The sequence below is a fragment of the Frankia umida genome (assembly GCF_023242945.1).
Taxonomy (GTDB): Bacteria; Actinomycetota; Actinomycetes; order Frankiales; family Frankiaceae; genus Frankia; species Frankia umida.
In genome coordinates this window covers 262589-285711 of sequence record NZ_JALKFT010000005.1, presented here as the reverse complement: position 1 = coordinate 285711, position 23123 = coordinate 262589, and the positions used below count along the sequence as shown (strand labels likewise).

General features: G+C 70.9%; 22 protein-coding genes. 13 read left to right on the top strand and 9 right to left on the bottom strand.

The genetic code is table 11. The annotated features are described in order from the left end of the window. The first annotated feature begins 228 nt into the window (after positions 1-228). The 9 genes from MXD59_RS07710 to MXD59_RS07670 all read left to right on the top strand — a co-directional run bounded on the left by MXD59_RS07710 (position 229) and on the right by MXD59_RS07670 (position 9407). Complete coding sequence (locus tag MXD59_RS07710; RefSeq protein ID WP_248824069.1) at positions 229-372, top strand: hypothetical protein; 144 nt, start codon at positions 229-231, stop codon at positions 370-372. After that, a complete protein-coding gene (locus MXD59_RS07705) occupies positions 369-899 on the top strand; it encodes a hypothetical protein (protein WP_248824068.1) in 531 nt (176 codons plus the stop codon). Before MXD59_RS07710 ends, MXD59_RS07705 begins: the two co-directional genes overlap by 4 nt. A gap of 469 nt (positions 900-1368) precedes the next feature. Then, entirely contained in the window at positions 1369-3234 is a 1866-nt protein-coding gene (locus tag MXD59_RS07700; RefSeq protein ID WP_248824067.1) for a hypothetical protein, read from the top strand. 58 nt (positions 3235-3292) lie between these two features. Further along, positions 3293-5326, top strand: a complete 2034-nt coding sequence (locus tag MXD59_RS07695; RefSeq protein WP_248824066.1) for a protein kinase domain-containing protein — start codon at positions 3293-3295, stop codon at positions 5324-5326. Next, positions 5323-6183 carry a class I SAM-dependent methyltransferase gene (locus MXD59_RS07690; protein ID WP_248824065.1) on the top strand — a complete coding sequence of 287 codons (861 nt, stop codon included), beginning with the start codon at positions 5323-5325 and terminating at the stop codon, positions 6181-6183. Before MXD59_RS07695 ends, MXD59_RS07690 begins: the two co-directional genes overlap by 4 nt. 143 nt (positions 6184-6326) lie before the next feature. Continuing rightward, positions 6327-6824 carry an OmpA family protein gene (locus tag MXD59_RS07685; protein WP_248824064.1) on the top strand — a complete coding sequence of 166 codons (498 nt, stop codon included), beginning with the start codon at positions 6327-6329 and terminating at the stop codon, positions 6822-6824. Then, entirely contained in the window at positions 6821-7660 is an 840-nt protein-coding gene (locus MXD59_RS07680; RefSeq protein WP_248824063.1) for a hypothetical protein, read from the top strand. The genes MXD59_RS07685 and MXD59_RS07680 overlap by 4 nt, the downstream gene beginning before the upstream one ends. Positions 7661-7799: 139 nt before the next feature. Then, complete coding sequence (locus MXD59_RS07675; protein ID WP_163550140.1) at positions 7800-8285, top strand: hypothetical protein; 486 nt, start codon at positions 7800-7802, stop codon at positions 8283-8285. Positions 8286-8330: 45 nt separating this feature from the next. Beyond that, on the top strand, positions 8331-9407 hold the full coding sequence (locus MXD59_RS07670) for a hypothetical protein (protein WP_248824062.1): 1077 nt from the start codon (positions 8331-8333) through the stop codon (positions 9405-9407). On the opposite strand, the gene MXD59_RS07665 is transcribed toward MXD59_RS07670, so the two are convergent. Both MXD59_RS07665 and MXD59_RS07660 read right to left on the bottom strand, forming a co-directional pair. Beyond that, positions 9385-10461 (bottom strand): 1-acyl-sn-glycerol-3-phosphate acyltransferase, encoded by a 1077-nt coding sequence (locus MXD59_RS07665; RefSeq protein WP_248824061.1) that lies wholly within the window; start codon positions 10459-10461, stop codon positions 9385-9387. The two genes, MXD59_RS07670 and MXD59_RS07665, sit on opposite strands and share 23 nt — an antisense overlap. A 13-nt stretch (positions 10462-10474) precedes the next feature. After that, entirely contained in the window at positions 10475-11263 is a 789-nt protein-coding gene (locus MXD59_RS07660) for a patatin-like phospholipase family protein (protein ID WP_372511972.1), read from the bottom strand. Positions 11264-11593: 330 nt separating this feature from the next. On the opposite strand from MXD59_RS07660, the gene MXD59_RS07655 reads away from it, so the two are divergent. Next, positions 11594-12160: a tetratricopeptide repeat protein gene (locus MXD59_RS07655; RefSeq protein ID WP_248824060.1), complete on the top strand. Its 567-nt coding sequence runs from the start codon at positions 11594-11596 to the stop codon at positions 12158-12160. A gap of 157 nt (positions 12161-12317) precedes the next feature. Further along, positions 12318-13388 carry an LLM class flavin-dependent oxidoreductase gene (locus MXD59_RS07650; protein WP_248824059.1) on the top strand — a complete coding sequence of 357 codons (1071 nt, stop codon included), beginning with the start codon at positions 12318-12320 and terminating at the stop codon, positions 13386-13388. A 126-nt stretch (positions 13389-13514) separates the two neighbouring features. Here MXD59_RS07650 and MXD59_RS07645 read toward each other — a convergent pair whose 3' ends face one another. Together MXD59_RS07645 and MXD59_RS07640 are read right to left on the bottom strand one after the other, a co-directional pair. Beyond that, positions 13515-14351, bottom strand: coding sequence for an SDR family NAD(P)-dependent oxidoreductase (locus MXD59_RS07645; RefSeq protein ID WP_248824058.1), 837 nt, complete (start codon positions 14349-14351; stop codon positions 13515-13517). Between the two features lie 287 nt (positions 14352-14638). After that, positions 14639-16648 (bottom strand): RecQ family ATP-dependent DNA helicase, encoded by a 2010-nt coding sequence (locus tag MXD59_RS07640; RefSeq protein WP_248824057.1) that lies wholly within the window; start codon positions 16646-16648, stop codon positions 14639-14641. Between the two features lie 237 nt (positions 16649-16885). On the opposite strand from MXD59_RS07640, the gene MXD59_RS07635 reads away from it, so the two are divergent. Continuing rightward, complete coding sequence (locus MXD59_RS07635; RefSeq protein ID WP_248824056.1) at positions 16886-17977, top strand: hypothetical protein; 1092 nt, start codon at positions 16886-16888, stop codon at positions 17975-17977. 33 nt (positions 17978-18010) lie between these two features. Here the strand turns inward: MXD59_RS07635 and MXD59_RS07630 are convergent, their stop codons facing one another. From MXD59_RS07630 to MXD59_RS07620, 3 genes are all read right to left on the bottom strand, one after another. Beyond that, the gene (locus tag MXD59_RS07630; RefSeq protein ID WP_248824055.1) at positions 18011-18502 is read right to left on the bottom strand and encodes a hypothetical protein; all 492 of its coding nucleotides are present in this window, start codon (positions 18500-18502) and stop codon (positions 18011-18013) included. Between the two features lie 140 nt (positions 18503-18642). After that, positions 18643-20037: an AAA family ATPase gene (locus MXD59_RS07625; RefSeq protein WP_248824054.1), complete on the bottom strand. Its 1395-nt coding sequence runs from the start codon at positions 20035-20037 to the stop codon at positions 18643-18645. A 210-nt stretch (positions 20038-20247) separates the two neighbouring features. Next, a complete protein-coding gene (locus MXD59_RS07620) occupies positions 20248-21168 on the bottom strand; it encodes a LysR family transcriptional regulator (protein WP_248824053.1) in 921 nt (306 codons plus the stop codon). A gap of 73 nt (positions 21169-21241) precedes the next feature. Here MXD59_RS07620 and MXD59_RS07615 point away from each other — a divergent pair, with 73 nt between their 5' ends. Next, positions 21242-21493 carry a hypothetical protein gene (locus MXD59_RS07615; protein ID WP_248824052.1) on the top strand — a complete coding sequence of 84 codons (252 nt, stop codon included), beginning with the start codon at positions 21242-21244 and terminating at the stop codon, positions 21491-21493. On the opposite strand, the gene MXD59_RS07610 is transcribed toward MXD59_RS07615, so the two are convergent. Together MXD59_RS07610 and MXD59_RS07605 are read right to left on the bottom strand one after the other, a co-directional pair. Next, entirely contained in the window at positions 21460-22179 is a 720-nt protein-coding gene (locus MXD59_RS07610; RefSeq protein WP_248824051.1) for an ABC transporter ATP-binding protein, read from the bottom strand. The two genes, MXD59_RS07615 and MXD59_RS07610, sit on opposite strands and share 34 nt — an antisense overlap. Then, the gene (locus MXD59_RS07605) at positions 22179-23048 is read right to left on the bottom strand and encodes an ABC transporter ATP-binding protein (RefSeq protein ID WP_248824086.1); all 870 of its coding nucleotides are present in this window, start codon (positions 23046-23048) and stop codon (positions 22179-22181) included. The genes MXD59_RS07610 and MXD59_RS07605 overlap by 1 nt, the downstream gene beginning before the upstream one ends. Positions 23049-23123: the final 75 nt, after the last annotated feature.

The window sequence follows — 23123 nt, the reverse complement described above, 5'->3', positions numbered from 1 at the left end:
GCCCCCACATCCCCCTCACCGCCCTTGACAAGCCGACGCCAACAACACCCGATCATGCTGCCCGGCCGCTGCCCCCACCCCGAATTGCCCCTCTGACCAGTGGTTTCACCGACCCGAGTCCGTCCGGCTCGGTAGTAGCGAAGCCCATCTCCCGGTCAACTACAGACATGGACGAACAGGCGCGAACCGGCCATTGACGGAACGCCGCCCGACGCCGACCGTGGACGGATGGGTGACGTGGGCAAGCCCGAACGGATAGTCGAGGACGAGCCACTGAGCTTTCCCGACGCCGAACCGTTGACCATCCCGGCCACACCAGCCACACCAGCCACACCGATCACTACGCCCGAGGCGGAGCCGGTGCCCGGGTGAGCCTGCTCGGCTGGCGGCAGTGGGCCGTCGACCGTGACGGTCAGCTACGACCCGCCTGGACGCCCTGGTCGCCGTTTCCGCCCGGCATGCTCCTGTGGCGCCCCGATGCCATCACCGAGGCCCGCTGCCTGCGTACCACCACCCACCCGGAGGAGCCCTCCCGCGCCGACGCTCCCGCCGTCGCGCACGAGCGCATCCCCGACGAGCACTGTCTGTGCGGCCTGTACGCCTGGCGCACCCCGGAGCTGCTCGCCGCCGCCCGCCGCCCCACCTGGACGTCGCTACCCTGCGTGGTCGGAGTCGTCCGTCTCGGCGGCCGCATCATCATCGGCGAACGCGGCTACCGTGCCGAGCGCGGCTATCCCGTGGCCCTTTTCGACAGGCACGGCGTCGTCTCCTCCGACTACGCGGTGGCGCGCTACCGCACCTTCGCCGCCCTCACCGCGGAATGGTTCGACGAGCCCACCACCACGACCTCCGGGCCACCTCACTCCGACCCCTCCGACAGCGGTGGCCCCGGGCACTGAGCTCACCCTTCGCTCGACCGATGTTCACCGAAACACGCGATGCGGCCTCGCATCGGCGGGGTCCGTGGAACACGGCCTCGCCCGGTGCGCCTCCGCCGGGGCGGCGAGGCCTCGTGGAGCGGGGGCGGCCCGGGTACGACCCAGGTGGCACCTTCCGGCCGGATAGTCACGCTCCGTCTCCTGGATGACGCTGTGCATCCAACTGGCCGGAAAGTGTGTTGATCGGGCCATGGCTGGAACTATCGTCTGAAATGTCCTGCACGGCGGCTGTTCCATCGCCCCATTGCCACGCCGTGATCGTGGGACGTGCGAGGGGGGTCTCGTGACCAGCTCCGGTATCAACCTGCCCAGTGTCGATCCACCCGGTGACACTCCGTCCGATACCAGGCCGCCCTCCGGCGCTGATCACGGTGGCACGAGAGCAGCCGCGGATGGTGACCGGCGACAGCACCCATGGGGGATCAGGCGGGTGCCGGCCTGGCTGGCGGTGGGGGTCGGGTACCTGGTCCTGGCGGGGTGGATCTTCCGGGCGGGCTGGCTGCATCCCGGTGCGGTGACCTACGGGGGAAACGACGGCTATCTGTACACGTGGTTTCTGCGGTGGACGCCGTACGCCGTCGCGCACGGGCTTGATCCCTTCGTCACCCACCAGATCAACGCGCCGGACGGGGCGAACGTGCTGTGGAGCACCCCGGTGGTGCTGCTCGCGCTGATCGCGACACCCATCACCATGATCGGCGGACCGGTGTTCGCCCTGACAGTGCTGTTGACGCTCGCGCCGGTCGTCAGCGCGCTCGCGCTGTACGGGCTGCTGCGTCGGTTCGTGCGGGTGGGGCCGGCGGCCCTCGGTGGGCTGTTCTACGGGTTCGGGCCCTACCTGATCGGCAGTTCGTACGGGCATCTGCATCTGGCGTTCATGCCGTTTCCGCCCCTGCTCGCCCTGTTGCTGATCGACCTTCTGGTCCCCGACCCACACTTGCAGCGGCAGGGACAGGGGCGGGTGCGGCGGCAGCGGTCGCCGGGACGGACCGGCGTGCTGCTCGGGCTCGCGGTCGCCGCGCAGGCGCTGATCGGCGAGGAGGTGCTCGCATCGTCGGCGCTGGCGGCGACGGTCGGGGTGGTGGCGTTGGGTGCGTGGCATCGGGGGTTGGTGCGGGCGCGGATCGGGCCGGCGGTGCGGGGGCTCGCGGTGGCGGGCGTGACGGCGGGGGTGCTGCTCGCCTGGCCGCTGTCGGTGCAGTTCTTCGGCGCCGGCCGCGTGCACGGGTCGATCCAGCCCTCCGGCATCGCGGTGAGTGACCTGTGGACGTTCGTCACCCCGACGCCGATGCAGGAGTTCGGCCCGGACGCGGCCGTGCGGCACAGTCTGCGTTTCACCGGCAACGCCGTGGAGGTCGGTGGCTATCTGGGCGTTCCGCTGGTGCTGCTGGCGATCGGTGCGGCGGTGGTGGCGCGGCGGCATCCGCTGGTGCGGGTCCTCGTCCCGGTCGGGATCGTGATGGCGGTGCTGTCACTGGGCGATCATCTGCATGTGAGTGGTCACGCGACCGGGATCAGGCTGCCCTGGCTGCTCGGCGAGCGGGTGCCGGTGCTGCGCAATGCCCTGCCGTCCCGGTTCGCCGGGTATGTGATGTTGTGTGCGGCGGCGGTCACCGCGGTCGGCCTCGACCAGTTGCCGACCCGGCGGGGGTCGGGGCTTCGGCGGGTGTCCTGGCGGCCGGGGGGCTCGCGGACACCCGATCGGCATCCGTTGTCGCTGCGGGCGATGTCCCCACGGGCGGGGTTCCTGCGGGGGACGTCCCCGCGGGGCGTGCTGGCGTGGACGGGCGCGGGCGTCCTCACCGTCGCCGCGCTGGTGGCGCTCGTGCCGGCGCAGCTGCTGACCACGTCGGCGCGGACCCCGGCGTTCTTCACCGGGGACGGCGTGCGGCGGCTCCCGGCGGGCGCGACCACGCTGGTCGTGCCCTATCCGCATCCGCAGCAGGCGGAGGCGATGCTGTGGCAGGCGCGGGCCGACTTCCGGTTCGTCATGCCCGGCTGTTACTGCACTGTCGCGGACGCCTCGGGCCACGCGGCGTTCCACGGGCCGAGTGACGCGCTGACCTCCGCCCTGATCGACGTCGACAACGGCACCGTTTCGGGGGCGCGCATGGCAGGCTCGGCGCAGGTCCGGGCCGCCTATGCTGATCTGTCCCCGGATGCGGTGGTGCTCGGCCCGGCCCGGCGCACAGGTGAGCTGCGGACCCTGCTGGTGGGGCTGGTCGGTCAGGCCCCGGACCGGGTCGGCGGTGTCGATCTGTGGTTGCCTGACCGGTCGGGTGGACGCAGGTCGTGACATTCCCCGCTCACCTGAAAAGCTGGCCTGCGAGAATGGACGAAGCCGAGGGGGTGTCGTGGCTGCCGGTCCGGTAGGCGACCGCGTGGTGGCGGGTCGATATCGCCTTCTCGCGCGCCTTGGTGCGGGCGCGATGGGCACGGTCTGGCGCGCGTTCGACTGTGTGCTCGAGACCGAGGCCGCGCTGAAGGAGATCGAACTCGCGGGTGGGGTCGCCGGGTCGGAGCGCGCCGACCGGGTGGAGCGGGCGATGCGGGAGGCCCGGCACGCGGCCAAGCTGCGCGGCCACCCGCATGTCGTGACGATCCTGGACGTCGTCCTGGAGAACGGGCTGCCCTGGATCGTGATGGAGCTGGTGCCGTCCCGGTCGCTGTTCGAGGTGGTGCGCGACGACGGGCCGCTGCCGCCCGCGCAGGTCGCCCGGGTCGGGCTCGCCGTGCTGGACGCGCTGGTCGCCGCGCGTGACCATGGCATCGTCCATCGGGACGTGAAACCGTCCAATGTGCTGATCGGGACGGACGGTCGGACCGTGCTGACCGACTTCGGCATCGCCACCGGCGACGGCGATCCCACCCTGACCGTCACCGGAGTGCTCGGCACCCCGCTCTACATGGCGCCGGAGCGGCTCAACAACTTCCCCGCGACCTTCGACGCCGACCTGTTCAGCCTCGGTGGCACGCTGTACTTCGCCGTCGAGGGGCGGCCCCCGTTCGAACGGGACAGTTTCGGCGCGATGCTCGCCGCGATCGTGCTGCACCCGCCGGCACCGGCGCCGCACGCCGGCCCGCTGGCCGAGGTGCTCGACGGCCTGCTGGAGAAGGATCCGCAGCGACGGATCACCCCCCGGCGGGCCCGTGACCTGCTGCTGGCCGCCGCTCAGCGCCCCTGGACGGACACCCGCCCCTTCGGCGCCACCGGCTCCCACCCCACCGGCTCCCACCCCACCGGCGCACACCCCACCGGCGCACACCTGCGGGAGGGCGATCCGACCCGGCTGGCACCGAGCACCCGGGGCATTCCGCCGACACGGTCGGCCTACCAGAGCGACCCGGGCTCCGAACCGGACGAACCAGCCAGCCCAGCCGGGTCAGCCAGCCCAGCCCAACCGGAGGGCCCCGCCGACCCGGGTGCCGCCCACCAGGGCGAGCAGGCGAACCAGCCGGGCGACGCGGGCGGGGCCGCCGCGGGCGTGCCGGCGGCGCCGACGGATCTGATCGGGGTGGCGCAGGACGGCGCGGTGCTGCTGCGCTGGGAGCCCTCGGTCACCCCGGGGGTGTCCTACCGCGTGTCCCGGGTGCTCGCCGACGTGTCCGCGCCGGGGGGCCGGCGCGAGCGCGGGCTGGGGATCACGGCCGCCACCGAGCTCTCGGATGCCGGGGTGCCGCGCGGGGTGGAGTACTGGCACGAGGTGGTCGCGGTGCTGGCGGGGGCGTCCGGGCGGCTGCGTTCGACGGCGGCGCGGACGCCGTCGCGGGTGCTGGCGCCGGCGGTGACGGTGCTGCGGGCGACCATGTCGGGGGATGCGGTGGAGCTGTCGTGGCGACCGATGCCCGATCATGACGAGGTGGTCATCGAGCGGACGTTCGCCGAGTCGTCGGCGCTGTCGGGCGCCAAACGGCGTTTTCGGGGGGTCTGCGGGCACTTCGTGGACGCGGACGTCTCCCCGGGTGCGGTCTACCGCTACCGGGTGTGGGTCGTCGGGCCCGACGGGTCGGACGCGCTGGCCCCGGTGGATGCCAGCCAGGTCGTGATCCGCGCGGTCGCCCGGCCACGGGCGGTGCTGGACCTGGAGGCCCGCGCCACCCTCGGCGGCACGGTGCTGCGCTGGACGACCGTGCCGGGCACCGTCGTGCGGGTCTACGCCACCGAGAACCCCACCCAGGCCGGTCTGGCCGGGACGGGCCCGTTCGGCCCGGCGGACCGTGAGGTGAGCCTGCGTTCGCTGGAGGGCCGGGCCCGGCTGGTCGGGGAGAGCCGGCGTGGCCGGCTCGTCGACCGGCAGACCGGCCTTCCCGTCGTCTACACCCCGATCACCGTCGCCGAGGACCGGGCCGTGATCGGTACCGCTGTCAACCATGAGGGCACCCTGTGAGCAACCCGCCGGCCTACGGCTACGTCGACATCGACGCCGACACCGCTCGCCACGCCAGCCGGATCTACTGGGACGACACCGCGGCCGACTACCAGGCCGAACACGGCGAGTTCCTGGGCGACAGCGACTTCTGCTGGAGCCCGGAGGGGCTGCGTGAGTCCGAGCTGCGTCTGCTCGGCGACGTGGCCGGACGGACCGTGCTCGAGATCGGCTGCGGCGGCGCGCAGTGCGCCCGCTGGCTGCGGACCCAGGGGGCGCGGGTGGTCGGGATGGACCTGTCCGCCGGCCAGCTGGCCCAGGCCCGCGCGCTCGGGGCACGCACCGGCATCGAGGTGCCGCTGGTGCAGGGCGACGCGGTGGCGCTGCCGTTGGCCGACGAAAGCGTCGACCTGGCCTGCTCGGCGTTCGGGGCCGTCCCGTTCGTGGCCGATTCGGCCGCGTTGATGCGCGAGGTGGCCCGGGTGCTGCGTCCCGGTGGGCGCTGGGTGTTCTCCACGACCCACCCGTTCGTGTGGTGTCTGCCGGACGAACCGGATGAGGACACCGGCCTTCGGATCTACCACAGCTATTTCGACCGCCGGGCCTACACCGAGCACGACGAGGGCGGCCGGGCCGTCTACACCGAGACGCACCGGACCGTCGGTGATCGCGTCCGGGAGATCGTCGGGGCCGGACTCACCCTGGTTGACCTGCTGGAACCCGAGTGGCCGGCGGGTCTGACCGCGACCTGGGGGCAGTGGGGGCCGGAGCGTGGCGCCTATGTGCCCTCGACCTCGATATTCGTGACGAGGCGACCCGGGGCCCCAACAAAGGACCAGTACACCCCACTACGTGCACAACACCCCCGGGTGTCCTGAGCTGACCCGAACGGCCCCGTTATGGTAAGCCCCGCATTCGCCGTTGGGGGCAGACCGTGGACCACGCTCACTGCGCACCCGGAGATGCCACGCTCAGGCGCGGCAGTCCGGCTGTCCGCCCATGCCCGACTTCGGGTGCCCGAATGTGTGTGGGTGTCGCGCTCGCACTGACGGTGGGGCTGGCCGCCACCGGATGTGGATCAGGCAGTGGTGGGGCGTCGTTCGTCGCGGCCCCGCACGCGACCCGGTCCGTCCCGGCGGTCGCCGCCGACCCGTTGCCACCGCTGAGCAAGTTCGTCACCCAGCCAGACGGAAGCCAGGTGACGACGGTCAGTTCCGATTACCTGTTCGACTCGAACAGCAGCACGCTGATGCCACAGGCGGTGACGGCACTGGAGCAGATCCTGCCCGCGGTGCGTGAGCATCCCGGCCGGATATCGGTGATCGGCTACAGCGACGGCCTCGGCCGTACCGAGGACAACCAGGAACTGTCCCTCGACCGTGCCAAGGCGGTTGAGGCGTGGCTGGCCACACAGAACATTCCCAGCTCAGTGCTGGACGTCGAGGGCCGGGGCGAGCAGGGCGCGCGGGACGGCGTCCCCGATGCGAGCCGACGCCGAGTGGAGATCGTGCTTCGATGACGCACCGCCTGTCCCTGCGCAGGGCCCTGTGGCCACCGCGCGGGGCCGCTCTGGTCCGCCGGCTCGCACCCCTGATCGCGGTGTCGCTGCTGGCCGTGCCCGCGTTGACCGCCTGCGATCCGGGCGGCCTGCTGGGCACGGCGAAGGCGTCCGGGCCGCCGGACTGCAAGATCTACCAGGAGAAGACCCCCAAGGACGGGGCGCCGCTGCTGCTGGTGCTGCTGGATGTCACCGACAACTCGGCGGCCACCGCGACCCGGGTGGCCAGCCGTGTCCAGCCCTACCTGGACGCGGCGCTGCGCGACGGCTCCTACATCCGTCTCGTCGCCACCGCCGGCGGCCCGATGATCTACTCCGACTGCTTCCACGGCGATCAGATGTTCCAGGTCAAACGGCGCAACAGCGCCCGGGAGGAGAAGGACCGTGCCGCCGCCTCGAAGGCGCTCGGCACCGAGATCAGCCAGGTCGTCCAGTCCACGAAGGTCGGCCCGACCGGCAGCGCCACGCCGCTGCTCGCCGGTATCAACGACGAGGTCGCCACGGTGCGCGCCACTCCCGGGGTGAAGGCGACCGCGGTGACCGCGCTGGTCTGGTCCGATCTGCTCGGCACCGGCGGGCAGGCCGACTGCCTGAACGTCGACGGCAAGACCGCGTCGGTCACCATCGCCGAGGCTGTGGTGAAACGGTGCTTCGAGACCGGGCAGATCCGCTCGGCCGGGGCGACCAGGGTCCGCTTCATCGGCGTCAACGAGGGCAGCGCGGACCGCCCGCAGCAGGAGCTCGCCCGCTACCTCAAGGGTGAGCTGTGCCGACGGATCAGCAGTGACTGTGACTAGCCCACTGCCCCCCGCCTCCGCAGGACCGCCGCCCGAGGACAACCCCTACCCGACGGATGCCTCGATCGCATCACCCGCTGTACCCCCACCGTCGAGGTCCGTTCCGGGCCGGGTGGGACCCAAGCCGAGGAGGCGACCGATGGGCATCCTGCACGAACCGGAGGACCAGCACTTCAGCCCCGCGCTCATGCGCTCGACCGTGGTCATCCTCACCTGCCTGGGGCTGTTGGCGGTGTTGGAGCTGTGGGTGTGGCTCACCCTGTCCTCGCCGTTCGCACGCGTGTCGGTGACCGGCTCGATGATCGTGACCGCGGTGAGCTTCTTCATCGCCGGCAACACCTTCCGACTGCGCGACATCCGCCGCCGCGTCGGTAACCAGGCCCGTGCCGGCCGGATCGCCCCGATCGACGCGCTGTCCCAGCTGCCGCCGCGGGAGACCATCCAGCGCCGGTTCCTGCTCGGCGTGGTCGGCGCCGTCGTCGGCGTCGGCACCCTGGTGCTGACCATGGTGTTCTCCGGGGACGAGCAGCAGGGCGCCCGGGAGGCCATGGTCGCCTCGGTCCTGGGCATCGTCTGCGCGATGCTCTGCTTCGTCGGCGGCACCTTCGCCCGCCCGATCGACTGATGCCCGCGCGGATGCCACTCATGACGGAAACAGGAGCCTGAAACGGTGCTGCGCAGGGGAAACCAGCCAGGACGTCTGGCCAAGCAGCTCATCCGCCGCGTCGGAGATGCCGACGTCGCGCTCGCCGGCGCGGAGACCCGGCCCAAGGTGCTCAAAAGCCTCGAGGAGGCCGAGGTCCAGGAGGTCCGTGCCTCCGTGCGCTCCGACGGCCGCACGCTGGAGGAGCTGATCGCCGAGCTGCGGATGGAGATCGACTCCCGGGCCGAACGCCGGGAGCGCCGCAGCGAACTGATCAAGAACAAGGTCGAGCAGGGCCGGTTGTGGCGCAGCGTCGGCGTCCAGGAGCGCATCCCGCAGATGGCCCTGGCCGAGGCCGCCCGCAAGGTCGTCCTGAGCGTGCTGGCCGCCCTGGACTTCTACGTCTTCGCCCAGTCGTACGCGGTGCTCGCGGACGTCGGTGGCTACGGGCCGGAGTGGTGGCTCGGTGGCCTGCTCGGGGTCGCGGTGTTCATCGCCGGTGTGGCGCTCGCACACGGCATCAAGGCGTCCATCCTGGCTCGGGCGCAGAAGCAGATGCTCGCCGACGCCGACGCCGGACGGCTCAAGATGGACCCGGACGTCCGCGAGCAGCTCGTCGAGTCCCGCTCGTCCGCGCTGGCACTGAGCCTGACCGCCGCGATCTTCCTGCTGCTGTCGGTCGCCGGTGTGCTGGTGCGCAGCCAGGGCACCGCCGGGGAGACCACCGGCGGTGCGGTCATCCTGTTCCAGGCGCTGATCCCGCTGGTCGCCGTCGCCGTCGAGCTCTACCTGCACGACCCGACCGAGCGCGACGAGCCGATGCCGAACCTGGTCGACCGCCGTCTCGAACGGCGCCTGGCCAAGGCCGAACGCCGGCTGCGCATCGTCGCCGCGCAGGTCGAGGCGAAGGTCGCCAAGATCGAGAAGCTCTACCGGGTCGAAGAGGCCATCCTGGACGTCGAGCAGAAGGACATGGGGCTGCGGCACACCACCGACCTGGTCCTCGGCGGCGGGCACATCCCCACCGTTCCGACCAACGGCCGGGTCGCCGAGGTCGACCGCACCGAACTCGAGAAGACCATCAAGATGGCCCGACGTTCCTGACCTCCGGCTCACCCGGCTCGACCCGCTCGGCAGGCCGCTCGGCAGGCTCGGCCGGCCCTCCGGTGGCACGCTGGGTGTCGATCCAGGCGTTGACCACCGCCCAGTGCATGGTCAGCCACTGGGTGCGTCCGGTCGCCGACGGCGGGATCTCGGCCGCCGGCACCCACCACCAGCGCAGCACCAGGGGTGCGCCGAAGGGCACCGCCCGCCACACGTCGGCGGGGGTGGCGAGCTCGTCCAGCCCGGCATGCGCCACGATCATCGTGGCGGCGACCGTGCCGGCCGCGAGGGCGGCGAGCACCCCGGCCGGTCGCGGCGGCAGGACCGCGTCGAGATCCTCGGCGACCGCGGCGCGTTCCCACTGGCCGCGGGCCCGCAGCCGGGCGATCAGCCGCCGTCGGCGTCCCGGGGTGAAGTTCGCCCCTTCCGGGAAGATCACCAGCGCCTCGCCGCGACGTAGCCGTCCGGCCAGGGCGCCGATGCGCTGGGCGGCGTCCTGCTGCGAGCCGTCGTTGCGCAGGAAGCACGCGCCGAGCCGGTTGAGCAGCAGGTCGATCGCCGGGTCCATCTGCAACGAGTCCAACAGCACCACCCGGGGCAGCAGCTGGTGGCGGCTGAGCAACAGGTGAACGAGCACGAACGAGTCCCCCGGCCCGGCATGGCGGCCGAGCACCAGCACCGGGCCGTCCGGGACCGGACCGCGCGGCGGCTCGTGGATCTCCAGTTCGAGCCGGACGAGTCGGCGGGCCGCCCCGACGAGCAGACCCACCCCGCGGCGCAGCACGAGCACATGCGCCCGCTCGTAGCGGTCCCGTCCCAGCGCCGGCCGCGCCAGCCACAGCACCCCGGCACTGACCAGGACGACGGCCTCCATCGCCAGGTAGAGCGCGACCAGCGTCGCGACCCGGGCCACCCGCAGCCGGCGGTCCAGCAGCGGCGCGACCACCAGCCCGAGCCCGGCGACACCGAGGGCGAGCAGCGCCCCCGCCGCCGCGACCGGCACGAACACCGGATCGATCACGAACCGGCGGACCGCCCACGGCGGAACATCCACGGCCGGCGCCCCGTCAGCCGACGTCGACCGGGCGCACCCGGCCGGCGGCGGCATCCTCGAGGTAGGCCGCGGTCGCCTGTTCCGCCTGCCGAATCCGCCGGACCAGCCCACCCGTCGAGCGATAACGCAGCGGCACCAGCGGCGCGCTCCGATCCTCACCCACCGGCAGGACGTGCACGGCCACCCCGGCCGGCAGCCGGGCCATCGCCTCGGTGAACCCACGGCGCCGCGCGATCTCGAACGCGACCAGACCCGCCTCCCACGGCCATCGCGGCGGTCGCAGCGGCCGTTCGATCCGTCCCACATGCAGGACGTAGACCGTCCGCGCGCCGAGTTCCACCGCCCGTCCCACCGGGTTCGAATCGACGATGCCGCCGTCGATGAAATGCTCGTCGCCGATGCGCACCGGTGGCAGCAGCGCCGGAACGGCACAGGATGCCAGCACCGCCTCGACCAGCGGACCCCGGTCGAACCAGTGCGCCGCCGCCCGTTCGATGCTCGCCGCCACGCACTGGAAGCGCACCGGCAGCTCCTCGATCGACGTGTCCGGCAGGTGGCTGCGCAGCAGGGCCCGCAACGGCAGGTTGGAATGCAGATGTCCGTGCCGCATCACCGTCGCCACCCGCTTCGCCGGCCCACCGGTGAACACGTCCGACACTCCCAGCCCCGACCACAGCCGCGTCAGCTGCCCGATGGTCGTCGCCGACGGCTCCGCCGCGATCGCCGCCCCGTTGATCGCCCCGACGGACGTCCCCACCACCAGGTCCGGGCGGACACCCGCGTCCAGCAGCGCGGCGAGCATCCCCACCTCGCTCGCCCCCAGCACCCCGCCGCCGCCCAGCACGAACGCCACCGCGTGACGTCCTCCTTCGTGCCCGCCCACACCCACTCCCGTGTCCGCGCTCACGTCCGCATCGTCGCCGCGGGCGCCCTCAACCGCACCGCCGTCCGCGTCCTCACCCGCACCCGCGTCCGCGCCCTCGTCCGCCATCCGGCCCTCCCGCCGCTGCCGGCCAGGGGAGCGGCCGGCGGTCGATCGACTACTTCCCCGCCGGACCGGCGCCGATGCGTACCACCGGACCGGCGCGGGGGCACCGTTGCGGCGCGTCGTGCGACCGCCACAATGACGGGCATGATTACCGACGAGGACGTCGAAGAGATCGTGTACCAGGCCGCCGGTGACAGCGACCACCGCGGCGCCGCCACCAGGCTCGAAGCCCTCGCCGACCGGACCACCGAACACAGCGACCCGGTGACCCGGGCCTCCCTGTTCGTGGATGCCGGCAGCCAGTGGGGTCTCGCCGACGACTGGTCGGAGGCGATCCGCTGTTACCGGGCCGCCGTCGCCGACGGCAGCGACTGTTCGCCCGACCCCCGGGTGTGGCTGCACGACGCGTTGCTGCGCGACGGCCAGCCCGAGGAGGCCGCGCGGCTGCGGCTGGAGCTGCGGTCCGCGCGCTCGAACGATCCCGGCGTCTACGAGGCTGTCGCCGAGTCCCTGGAGCACGTCGACGCCCTGACCGAGGCGCACACCTGGTTCACCATGGGTTACCACCGCTGCGAGAACGCCCCCGTCCCCGACTTCCTGCTCGACCTTCTGCTCGTCGGCCGACGCCGCGTCCGCACCCGCCTTGGCCATCCCTGCGACGATCTCGACCGCATCGCCGAGGAGTACCTCAACTCCACCGCCATCGACTGACGCTCCCCGCGCCACCCCCGCGCCACCGCTGTCCGCGGCCACCCGCCCGAAGCATGTCCGTCTCGTCCCATGGACGTTTCGGGGCGGTGGGACGGTGGAGCCGGCCCGGGCCGGTGGGGCGGGAAGAGAGGCGGCGGGGGCGGTGTTGCACCGTGGCGTGTCTTTGACTCGGCGGGTACCACTGTCAGTTCTGGATCTTGTTCCGGTCGGTTCCGGAGTGCCGGCGAGCGAGGCGTTGCAGGGGTCGCTGGAACTGGCCCGACAGGCGGAACGGCTGGGGTACGCCAGGTACTGGCTGGCGGAGCATCATGGGATGCCGGGGATCGCGAGCTCGGCGACGGCGGTTCTGATCGGTCAGATCGCGGCGGCGACCAGCACCATTCGGGTGGGGTCGGGTGGGGTGATGCTGCCCAACCACGCGCCGCTGGCGGTGGCCGAGGCGTTCGGCACCCTCGGCACGTTGTTCCCGGGGCGCATCGATCTGGGCCTCGGGCGGGCGCCGGGCACGGATCCGGCGACCGCGCGGGCGCTGCGGCGCACGGCGGGGCCCCTGGCGGTGGACGACTTTCCCCAGCAGCTCTCGGAACTGACGACCTTCCTCGCCGGCGGGCAGTTCCCCGAGGGGCATCCGATGCGGGGGGTGTACGCGTTTCCGCAGGCACCGGTGCCGCCGATCTGGTTGCTCGGGTCCAGCGGTTACAGCGCCCAGGCCGCCGGGATGCTCGGGCTTCCGTTCGCGTTCGCGCATCATTTCAGTTCGGCGAACACCATCCCGGCGTTGGAGCTGTACCGGCGGTCGTTCCAGCCGTCGCCGGGACGGGAACGGCCGTACGCGATCGTCGCGGCCGCGGTGCTGTGCGCCGACGACGACGAGCGGGCCGAGTGGCTGCACAACTCGGCCCGGCTGGCGATGCTGCGCCTGCGCGGTGGGCGTCCGGTGGCGTTCCCGTCGCCGCAGGAGGCCGCCGACCACCCGTGGACCCCGCAGGAGCGGGCGGCCGCCGACAACCTCACCGCGTCGCACATCGTCGGCTCGCCGCTGACCGTCGGCGCCGGCCTGGACGCGCTGCTCGACGCCACCGGAGCTGACGAGATCATGGTGGTGACGAACACGCAGGAGCCGTCCGACCGCATCCGCTGCCTCGAACTCGTCGCCGACCTGGGCGGCCTCACCCCAGCCGGCACCGTCACCCCAGCCGGCACCGTCACCCCAGCCGCTGCCCGCTGACAGCTGACCCTGACGGCGGCGCCTCGGCCACGGTGATCGATCCCGCGGCCGAGGCGCGCCGATCCGGAGGCGGACCGGGCGACGGTGCGCGGGTACCCGGATGCCGGTGCCCACCGGTGGGGTGACTCAGCTGGCGGTGCGGCGGCCGAGGAGACGGCGGGGCCGCGGGGCCCGTGCCGAGCGGACCATCGCCATCGAGCCACGGCGCAGCACCCGTTCGGTGACCTGGGCGACGAACCCGCGTGGCAGCAGCCGGGAGGCGTTGGACGTGAGGTAGTTGAGCCGTCCGTCGATCACATAGGCCTGCCCTCGATCCAGGGCACGGAACGCGGCGGCGACCACCTCGTCGGTGGTACGCACCCGGCCACCGGCGGACATCCGGGAGCCGAGCGCCTCGAAGAAGCCCGTGTCCGTGGGCCCCGGGCACAACGCGAGCACCCGCACACCGTGGCGGCGGTACTCCGCCCACAGTGCGATCGAGAAGTGCAGCACGAAAGCCTTCGAACCGCCGTACACCGCCATGTACGGGACGGCCTGGAAGCCCGACGTCGACGACGTGTTGATGATGGTTCCGCCGCCCCGGGCGACCATGCCGGGCAGGAACAGGTGGGCGACCCGCTCCACCGCGACCACGTTGAGCATGACCTGCCGGTGATCGCGTTCGGCGGCGATCTCGTGGTACGGGCCGCGGCTCCCGAACCCGGCGTTGTTGACCAGGATGTCGATGTCCAGGCCGATCTCGGCGACGGCCTTCGCCAGCGTGTCCGGACCGCTTTCCTCGGCCAGGTCGACGGCGACGGTGTGCACGTCGACGCCGTGCTCCCGGCGCAGCCGCTCGGCGACCTCGCGCAGCCGGGGTTCGCCGGGCGCGGCGAGGACGAGCCGTGCTCCCCGCGCCGCGTAGGCCTCGGCGAAGGCCGCCCCGATTCCCGACGACGCCCCGGTGATCAGGGCGGTACTCATCTGCAGCTCCGCGTGTGCGGCCATGGTCCTCCCTGCTTGACCTCGCGCGCGACCATGCCGGTGCGCAGCAGCGCTCTGGCACCTCGGTCGAGCGCACGATCCGCGACATGTCCGAAATATTAATTATCCGGATTTTTTGGACAGGACGGATACTGACTGTTGAATCGCCGATACCGCAAGGTGCAGGCCCGAGGGTGCCGACCGGGCGAAGGTAGCCAGAAGGTCGCACCCCCTGACACCCGCCCCCCACCGGCGACCCCGTCCGGGGCCGCCCGTCGTCGGTGCTTTCAGGCGCGGGCGAGCAGCGATCGCTGTTGGACGGTCTCGGCCGACAGGGTGCGGTAACCGGCGCCGTCGAACAGCACGGTGACCTGGTCACCCTCCACCCGCACCACCTGCCCGTCCCCGAAGGCCACGTGCCGCACCGCGCAGCCCGCTGGAAACGGCTGCTCCTGGGCCGCCGTCTCCGCCTCGCCGTTGGCACCCCCGCCGTTGGCGCCGTTGCCGCCGTTGGCACCCCCGCCGTTGGCGTCGTTGCCCGGTGGATCGACGGCCCGTCCCTCGAGCGCGGAGGCGGTTCGTCCACCGGGCCGGTCGGCGCCGCAGATGTCGCAGTTCCCACACGGACCGGTCGACTCGCCGAAGTAGGCGAGCAGGAAGGAACGCCGGCAGGTGCGGGTCTCGGCGTAGGCGCGGATCATCTCGACCCGCGAGCGGTCGATCTCGGCCCGGCTCTCGGCGACGGCGAGCGCACGCCGGGCCGCCTCCCGCGGTTCGGGGGCATCCGGGTGGGTGGCGATCCGTCCGTCATCGTGGACGACGACCGCCTCGGCGTCCACGAGCAGGTCCACCAGACGGCTCAGCGTCGGGGCGCGCAACTGGACGGCCTGCGCGAGTTCACGCGCCGTCACCGCTTCCTCGGCGTGGCCGAGCAGGACGGCCACGCGCTGCAGCGCGGTCTCGTCGACCTGGCCGGACGCCTGGAAACGGCGCAGCCCGAGGTCCTGCGGTCGGTAGAACAGGCAGGCCAGCGCCGGCTGCCCGTCCCGGCCGGCCCGTCCGATCTCCTGGTAGTAGGAATCGAGCGAATCGGCGACCTCGGCGTGAATGACCGTCCGGACGTTCGGCTTGTCGATTCCCATCCCGAACGCCGTGGTCGCGATGACCACGTCACACCGATCACCGATGAACGCCGCCTCGATCTCCCGGCGCCGCGCCGCCCGCAGGCCGGCATGGTAGGCGTGGGCGGTCAGGCCGAGCGCGCTGACCTCCGCGGCCAGTTCCTCGGTGGCCCTCCGGGTGGCGGCGTAGACCAGGGCCGGCTTCGCCTCGGCGGCGATCCGTTCGATGAGGCTCGCCCGTTTGTCCTCCTCGCTGGTGAACGACACCACCGACAGGCTGATCTCGGGCCGGTCGAACCCGCTCACCACCTCGGCGCACTCCCGCATCCGCAGCCGTTCACGGATCTCCCGGCGCACCGGTGGCGCGGCGGTCGCCGTCAGCGCCACCACCGTCGGATGCCCCAGCTCCTCGATCACCTGCCCAAGGCGCAGGTAGTCCGGCCGAAACCCATGCCCCCAGGACGCCACGCAGTGCGCCTCGTCCACGACGAAAAGGGACGGTTTCGCCTCGCGCAGCGCCGCCCGGACATCGGGGCGCGCCAGCTGTTCGGGTGCCAGGAACAGGAACTCGGTCTGCCCCTGCCGAACCGCGTCGAACGCCGCCCGGCGCGCCGCCGCGCCCGCGTCCGAGTTCGCCACCACCGCCGCGGCCGACGTGGGCTCCGTCGGGCCGATCAGCGTGGACATCCGCTCGGTGATCCGTCGCACCTGGTCCCGTTGCAGGGCGATCAGCGGCGAGACGACCACCGCCGGCCCCGCCAGCACCAGCGCCGGGATCTGGTAGACCGCCGACTTTCCCCCACCGGTCGGCAGCACGCACAGCGTGTCCCGCCCCGCGAGCACCGCCCGCATCGCCTCCAGCTGCCCATCCCGCAGCCCCTCGAAGCCGAACCCCTCCCGGGCCACCATCCGAATCAGGTCACCGACCTCGTCCTGCCCATCCCCCGCATCCCCTTCATCCGCGAAGGCCCCGCCGCCAGCGGCGTGCTCCCCGCTGTCAGCGCGTTCTCCAGCACCGCGGCCCGCTCCCCCGGGAGCGTGCTCCCCGTCGGTGACATGGTCAGCCGGGTTGTCGACGGCGGCCTCGCCGCCATGCTCGGACGCGCCCGGGCCGCCACGGCGCCGGATGCGAAGCCAGGTGGCCAGGAGTCTCGTAGTGCGATCACGACGGTTCATGGTGCCGCCGGACGTACCCCCTGATCACCGAATACCACCCTCGGACAACCACGAAGGTGACAACGATGACACAACACGGTCGGCTCGACGTGACCCTCCGACAGCCCCACCCCGCGACGGGGACGGCACGGCGACACGCCGTCCCCGTCGGACCATCCCGCCCATACAGCTCCGCAAAGTATCGGATCAGTTACTGTCTCGCCACATAGGAAGGTCGTCACGAGAGGAAATGTTTCGATGCGTAGCCGGAGGTTTCGACATCTGGCGGTACCCCTCATTGCGCTGCTGGCGGTAACAGCCGTCGCGGTCGTGCTCGTCGGTCATCTGACGGGCGGGCTTGGTGGCGACAAGCGCACGTCGGAACACGGGATGACCGGCCTTCCCGCCGCGACCGACGCCCAGCGGAAGGCCCTCTCGGACAGTATTCGCCCGGTACCGGCCACACCGGCGGGAAAGCTCCGGTTCGGGCTGGGCCCAGGCCTCGACAGCGCCCAGTCCTCGCCGCTGGCCGGCGATCTCGACTTCTACAGCACCTGGTTCAACGGCCCGAACGACCTCGGCTTCCTGCGCAAGTGGAAGCTCGATCTGATTCCCCAGGTGTACCGCTCGGGCCACGGTGTTCATCTCATCGTCTGGCTGGACGGCACCGGCTCGACCGGCACCTTCTCCACCGCGCACGGTCAGGCCTGCGGCCGCGAGTACCCGCTGTCGAGCGCCTTCCTCTCGGACGCCCGCGAACTCGCCTCGATCTTCGCCGGCACCGCGAACGGTCCGGCCCTGTACGTCACGCTGTTCACCGAGTTCCAGACCTACCCCTGCCAGACCAATGCCTGGGCGGCCAGCGCCGAGACGACCAACTACTACCTGACTCTCAAGGACCAGTACCTCGCCGCCATGCAGATCTTCCACGCCGGGGCGCCGAACGCCCGGGTGTCGCTGGGCTGGGGTGGTTGGCAGGAGCGCTGGGACGATCCGCTCATCGGCGGCGGCAAATCCCTGCTGCCCTATTTCGCCGACGTGATGCGGGCCTCGGACTTCCAGAGCTTCCAGGCGATGGGTGGCGATCCCAGCGCCCCCGACGTCCAGAGCATGACCGCCGCCCTCGGCAGGTTCGGCCCCGTCATGCTGGCCCACTACAAGTCCGAGTCGCAGAGCGCCTGGCAGTCCGACATGCAGGTGCTGCTGACCGGTGACGAGGTCCGCCAGCTCAGCGCCGCCGGCCTGTTCGCCTTCAGTTTCATGGACCAGGACAACATCGGCTCCTCACCCGCCGCCCTCGCCCTCGCCCGCGGCGCCCTGCAGAGTCACGGCATCCGCTCTCCCCTGTGACCAGCCGGATGGACGCGCTCAGCCACCCTCGGATCAGGCCGACATCAGGCGAGAAACGGCAGTCCTGATGTCGGCCTCGAGCGCGCGCCATGACGGCAGCTCACGCACCGGCCCATCGATGTCGAGCCGTTCAAGAAGAACTTTCCGGTACGCACTGAAGGCCGCGTCTGTAGACGCCTTCTGACGTCGACGACCCGAGGTTTCTCCAGCCTCCACCAGCGCGCGCCGAAGGATGGTCTTGCAGTCTTTCTCTTCTATTTCCCGCAGGCTGGGCAAAGACAGCGGAACCGACCCCCTGGGCCGCCCGACAGCGCGGCGGATCTCGCCTTCGCTCAGCAGTAGCCAAGCCTCCAGGTGCCGGACAGGAATGACGGGAACGACCGGTTCCAGCACACTGTTCTCCGCTGCGGCCACTGCTATTTCGGTGCGGCGCGCGGTGGGGCCTTCTCGGTCCGCGTCACGGTGAACAAAGATCATGTTCGGTCGGTCAGCCTCTGCCGCTACCGCCGCGAGCTGGCGAGTCACGGGCGGACGCTCAGGGCGAACCGTTCCTTGTGCCTCAGGTGCACCGGCGCGCACTAGAAGATCACGCAGATGAGGGAGAATTCCTTCGTCCGAAGTGCCTTCACGGAAGAAGACGAAATTTATTGTGCTCAGCCCTGACATCAGCCGACCCGATCAAGATCAAGTGTGAGCTGGCCGTTGGGCCGCGGCTCCAGGTACTCGGCGATCGCACCTCTACCGACCGAGGGAATTCCGCTACGAGCTCGCCATGAATCAGCCAGCGGTACGAGCCGTACGGTCAGGGCGGGACGCTTGTCTCGCAGCAGGGAGGCCGGAACCGCAAGAATGATGTCGTCATCGTTCTGGTACTGCACATAGAATGGTGAGTGAGTATTAACGACAACCTGCCTGAGGGGATTTTCGTCACCTGGCTGGAAGAAGGGGTCGACCGCCAGGTCTCGCACCAGGTTGACCATCGCTTCCACCCTACCGGGATGGATGCCGTTCTCCGGCTCCTCCATGCACAGGAGCCCCGAGAAGGATGGATCCTGCGCGATGATACAGAGTGCCAAAAAACGCAGAGTTCCATCCGAAAGGGCCCGGGCGGGTAGCAGTGGCCCCGATCCGAGCTGGGCATTCAGCGTCAGTAGCTCACGGCGCGGATCAAAGTCGACCACGACGTCTCGAACGTCGGTGAGTGCCGCCGCGGCAGAGGCGACTGAGGCATAGACGTTGTCCGAGTTGTGCGCCGCAAGCCGATTAAGCGCGGAGGCGAGATGGGCACCATTCGCCAGAATATGCGAAGAATCGGTCAGCAGATCTGGCGAGCGCATGGCGGAAGGCTCTAGCGCCAGCATTCGCCACTGCTGCATCTCACGGCGCGCGGCGAGTATCGTGGGATGATCGCTGGTAGTTGTGGTACTCACGATCGTCCGCGGCGCCCTGGCCACAGGAGAGGTGCGTGGCTGGCCACGACTGCCACCGTCCGCGTGGACCTTGACCGTACCCACTCCATCGACCATCTCGGTCGAGATATAGGCAGATCCGGAACGTCGCCCAAATACCGTACGATCACGAAAGTTCTTCTTGCTGTGCGGCCAGCGTAGCCTTTGGGCAGCGTCGCCGAGCTTGATATGCCGCAGCTCCTCGCGCACCAGCGATATTCCACCCGAGCTTGTTCGACCATTTTCTGTCGGCCGATAGGAGAGCTCAACCTCGTATCGAAGAAAAGATGTGGTCGGTGACTCAGATTGGCCAAAATCGTCTTCTATATTCTGTGGAACAATCATCTCCACGGCAATTTTCATTGCCGCAGATTCGCCGACTCCCAGGTTCCAGAAAAGAGACCTCGGGTCGCCGCCATGCGACCCGACCGATCGCAGTTTTTGCGCAGCCTCGAGAAACTGATGATCAGCCAGGAGCGAAAGAAATTCGATGGCATCAAAGATGTTCGACTTTCCGACCGCATTCGGGCCAACGATACAGGTGTACGGCCCAAAATCGACCGTCAGGCCCAGAAGGTTCTTGAACCCGTCTACCTCGAGCCTGGTCAGCACCCACTCATCCTATCCTTGGTCAGCGGCCTGCGATCCACGGACCACGACAGAACCATCTTGTTGCCCGAGCCACCGGACCGGCAGCATGCCCGCTCACGACATCAAGGCCACCTCGACGTTGAGGCCACCACGACGTTGAGGCCGTACAGTCCAACGTCCTCGCGGGACGGCGCACCCACTGCTTCCGGACACCGCGGCATCTCTGTGGAGCTATGCGGGCACCGGACCGGCGTCGGGAGAACGGGCGGCGGCGACCAGGGCGGCGAGGACGGCGGACAGATGCGGGGCCTGCTGGGAACCGCGGCGGACGGCTGCGAAGATCGGCCGGATCGGTGTCGCACCCGCGAGGGGACGCAGCACCACCTGCGGGGTGGAGGACAGCCCGGCAAGCCGCGGAACAAGGCTGATCCCGCACCCCGCGGCAATCAGGGTAAGGACGGCGACGAAGTCGTCCGCATTATGTCGAACTCGCGGGACGAAACCGGCCGCCGCGCAGGCGGCGTGCGCCACCTCCCGACACGCGGTACCCGGACGACTGACAACGAACTCATCCGCCCGCAGCGCTTCCAGGGGAACCTCCGGTGCCGACGCATACGGATGCCCCACCGGCAGGGCCACCTCGAGTGGATCGTCCACCAGCGGAATCTGCAACAACCGTGTATCCAGCGACCGGGCCCCGGCATGAGTGATGCCGATGGCCACATCCAGCTCACCGTCGAGCAGCTGATCGAAACAGTCCGGCTCGGGCACATCCGTCACCGACAGTCGCAGCCGCGGCCGGCTTTCCCGCAGCGCGAGCAGCGCCGGCGCGACGATCCCGGAGATCGCCGTCGTGAAGGCCGAAATCGCCACCGACCCCACCCGGCCCTCGTCGAACGCCGCGAGATCAGCCTCGGCCCGCTCGAGCTGCGCGAACAGAATGTCGGCATGTTCCAGCAGCACCTGCGCCGCCGGTGTGAGTCGCACCCGCCGCCCCGCCGGATCGAGCAGCCGCACCCCCGTCTCCTTCGCGAGCGCCGCCAGCTGCTGGCTGACCGCTGACGGGGTCAGATGCAACGCCTGCGCGGTCGCGACAATCGTCCCCCGGTTGTCGAGCTCCCGCAGCAGCCGCAGCCGCCGAACATCGATCATGTAGCTCAGCTTAACGGTCTATCCCACAAAAAACAGATGGACTGCACGTCCGCCGATCCTGATCCTCAGGACCATGACCTACGCGATCCTCGCCCTGCTCACCGCCCTGATCGTCGCCGGGATCCGCTTCGGCACCGACTCCCGCGACGGCCGTGACTGGACCCCGGCTGCCACCCCCACCCCCACCCCCACTGCCACTGCCACTGCCACCGGCACCGGCACCGGCACCGGCACCGGCACGACCGTGGCCACCCGTCCGATCCGGGAGATCCGACCTTCGCCGCGGGGGCGTCAGGGGGTGGGGGTGAGGTCCTCGCCCAGGTAGGCCTGGCGAACACGGTCGTCGGAGAGCAGGCTGGCGGAGGTGCCGGAGAGGACGACCTCGCCGGTTTCCAGGACGTAGCCGCGTCCGGCGATACGCAGGGCCGAGGCGGCGTTCTGTTCGACGAGCAGGACGGCTACGCCGTCGTGGTTGATCTCGGCGATGACCTCGAAGATGGTCTGGACGACCATGGGGGCGAGGCCCATCGACGGTTCGTCGAGCAGGACCAGACGTGGGCGGCTCATCAGGGCGCGACCGATCGCGAGCATCTGCTGCTCGCCACCGGACAGGGTGCCGCCGGCCTGGCCGATGCGTTCGGACAGACGCGGGAACAGCGCGAACACCCGGTCGAGGTCCTCGCGGGTGTGCCGACGGTCGCGGTAGGCGCCCATCAGCAGGTTCTCCCGCACGCTCATGCTGGGGAAGACGCGGCGTCCTTCGGGGACGTGGCTGACGCCGAGTGCCACCAGGTCGTGCGCGGGGATGGTCGACAGGGGACGGCCGTCCAGGCGGAGCTCGCCGGCGCGGGGACGCAGCAGACCGGAGATGGTGCGCAGGGTGGTGGTCTTGCCGGCGCCGTTCGCGCCCAGCAGGGTGACGATCTCGCCCTCGTCCACCTCGAGGCTCAGGCCGCGCAGGGCGGTGACCGCCCCGTAGGCGACCTCGACGTCGGTCAGCGACAGCAGCATCAGCCCAGCTCCTTGCGATTGCCGGCGCCACCGGCACCCGGGCCGGGACCGGGACCGGGACCGGTGCCCGAGTCGGCGCCGAGATAGGCCTCGATCACCGCCGGGTCACGTTGCACCTCGGACGGCGAGCCGTAGGCGATCATCCGGCCGAAGTTGAGCACGGCCACGGTGGTGGCCAGCGACATCACCAGACCCATGTCGTGTTCGATCAGCAGGACGGAGACGCCGGTCGCGGCGATGCGGGTGACGAGGGCGGCGAGGTCGCGCTTCTCCACCGGGTTGGTGCCGGCGGCGGGTTCGTCCAGCAGGAGCAGGCGCGGGTCGGTGCCGAGCGCGCGGGCGATCTCGAGGCGGCGCTGCTCGCCGTAGGGCAGGGAGGCGGCCTGTTCGTGGGTGCGGTGGGCCAGGCCGACGAGGTCGAGCAGGTCCGCGGCCCGGCGGACACCGTCGCGTTCGGCTCGCCGGGCGTGTGGAAGGCCGAGCACGACGGACAACGGGCCGTACTTCTGGCGCACCTCGGTGCCGATCTGCACGTTCTCCAACGCGGACAGCGCGGGAAACAGGCGGATGTTCTGGAAGGTGCGGGCGACCCCGAGCCGGGTGATGGCATGCGGGCGACGGCCGAGGAGTTCGGTGCTCTGCCCGGGCCGCGGCCAGAAGGTCACCGAGCCCTCCTGCGGCCGGTACGCGCCGGTCAGGCAGTTGAACAGGGAGGTCTTACCGGCTCCGTTCGGCCCGATGACGGCGAGGATCTCCCCGCGCCGCTGCCGCAGCGAGACGCCGTCCAGGCTGGTCACGCCGCCGAAGCGCAGCGACAGGTCGCGGGCCTCGACGACGAGGTCCCCCGGATCGCCACCCACGTTCTCCATCATGGACGGCTGCCGCGCCCCCGGTACAGCCGCGGCCCCGCCGCCGCGCGCGCTGGCGCGGTGCGTGCTGGCGCG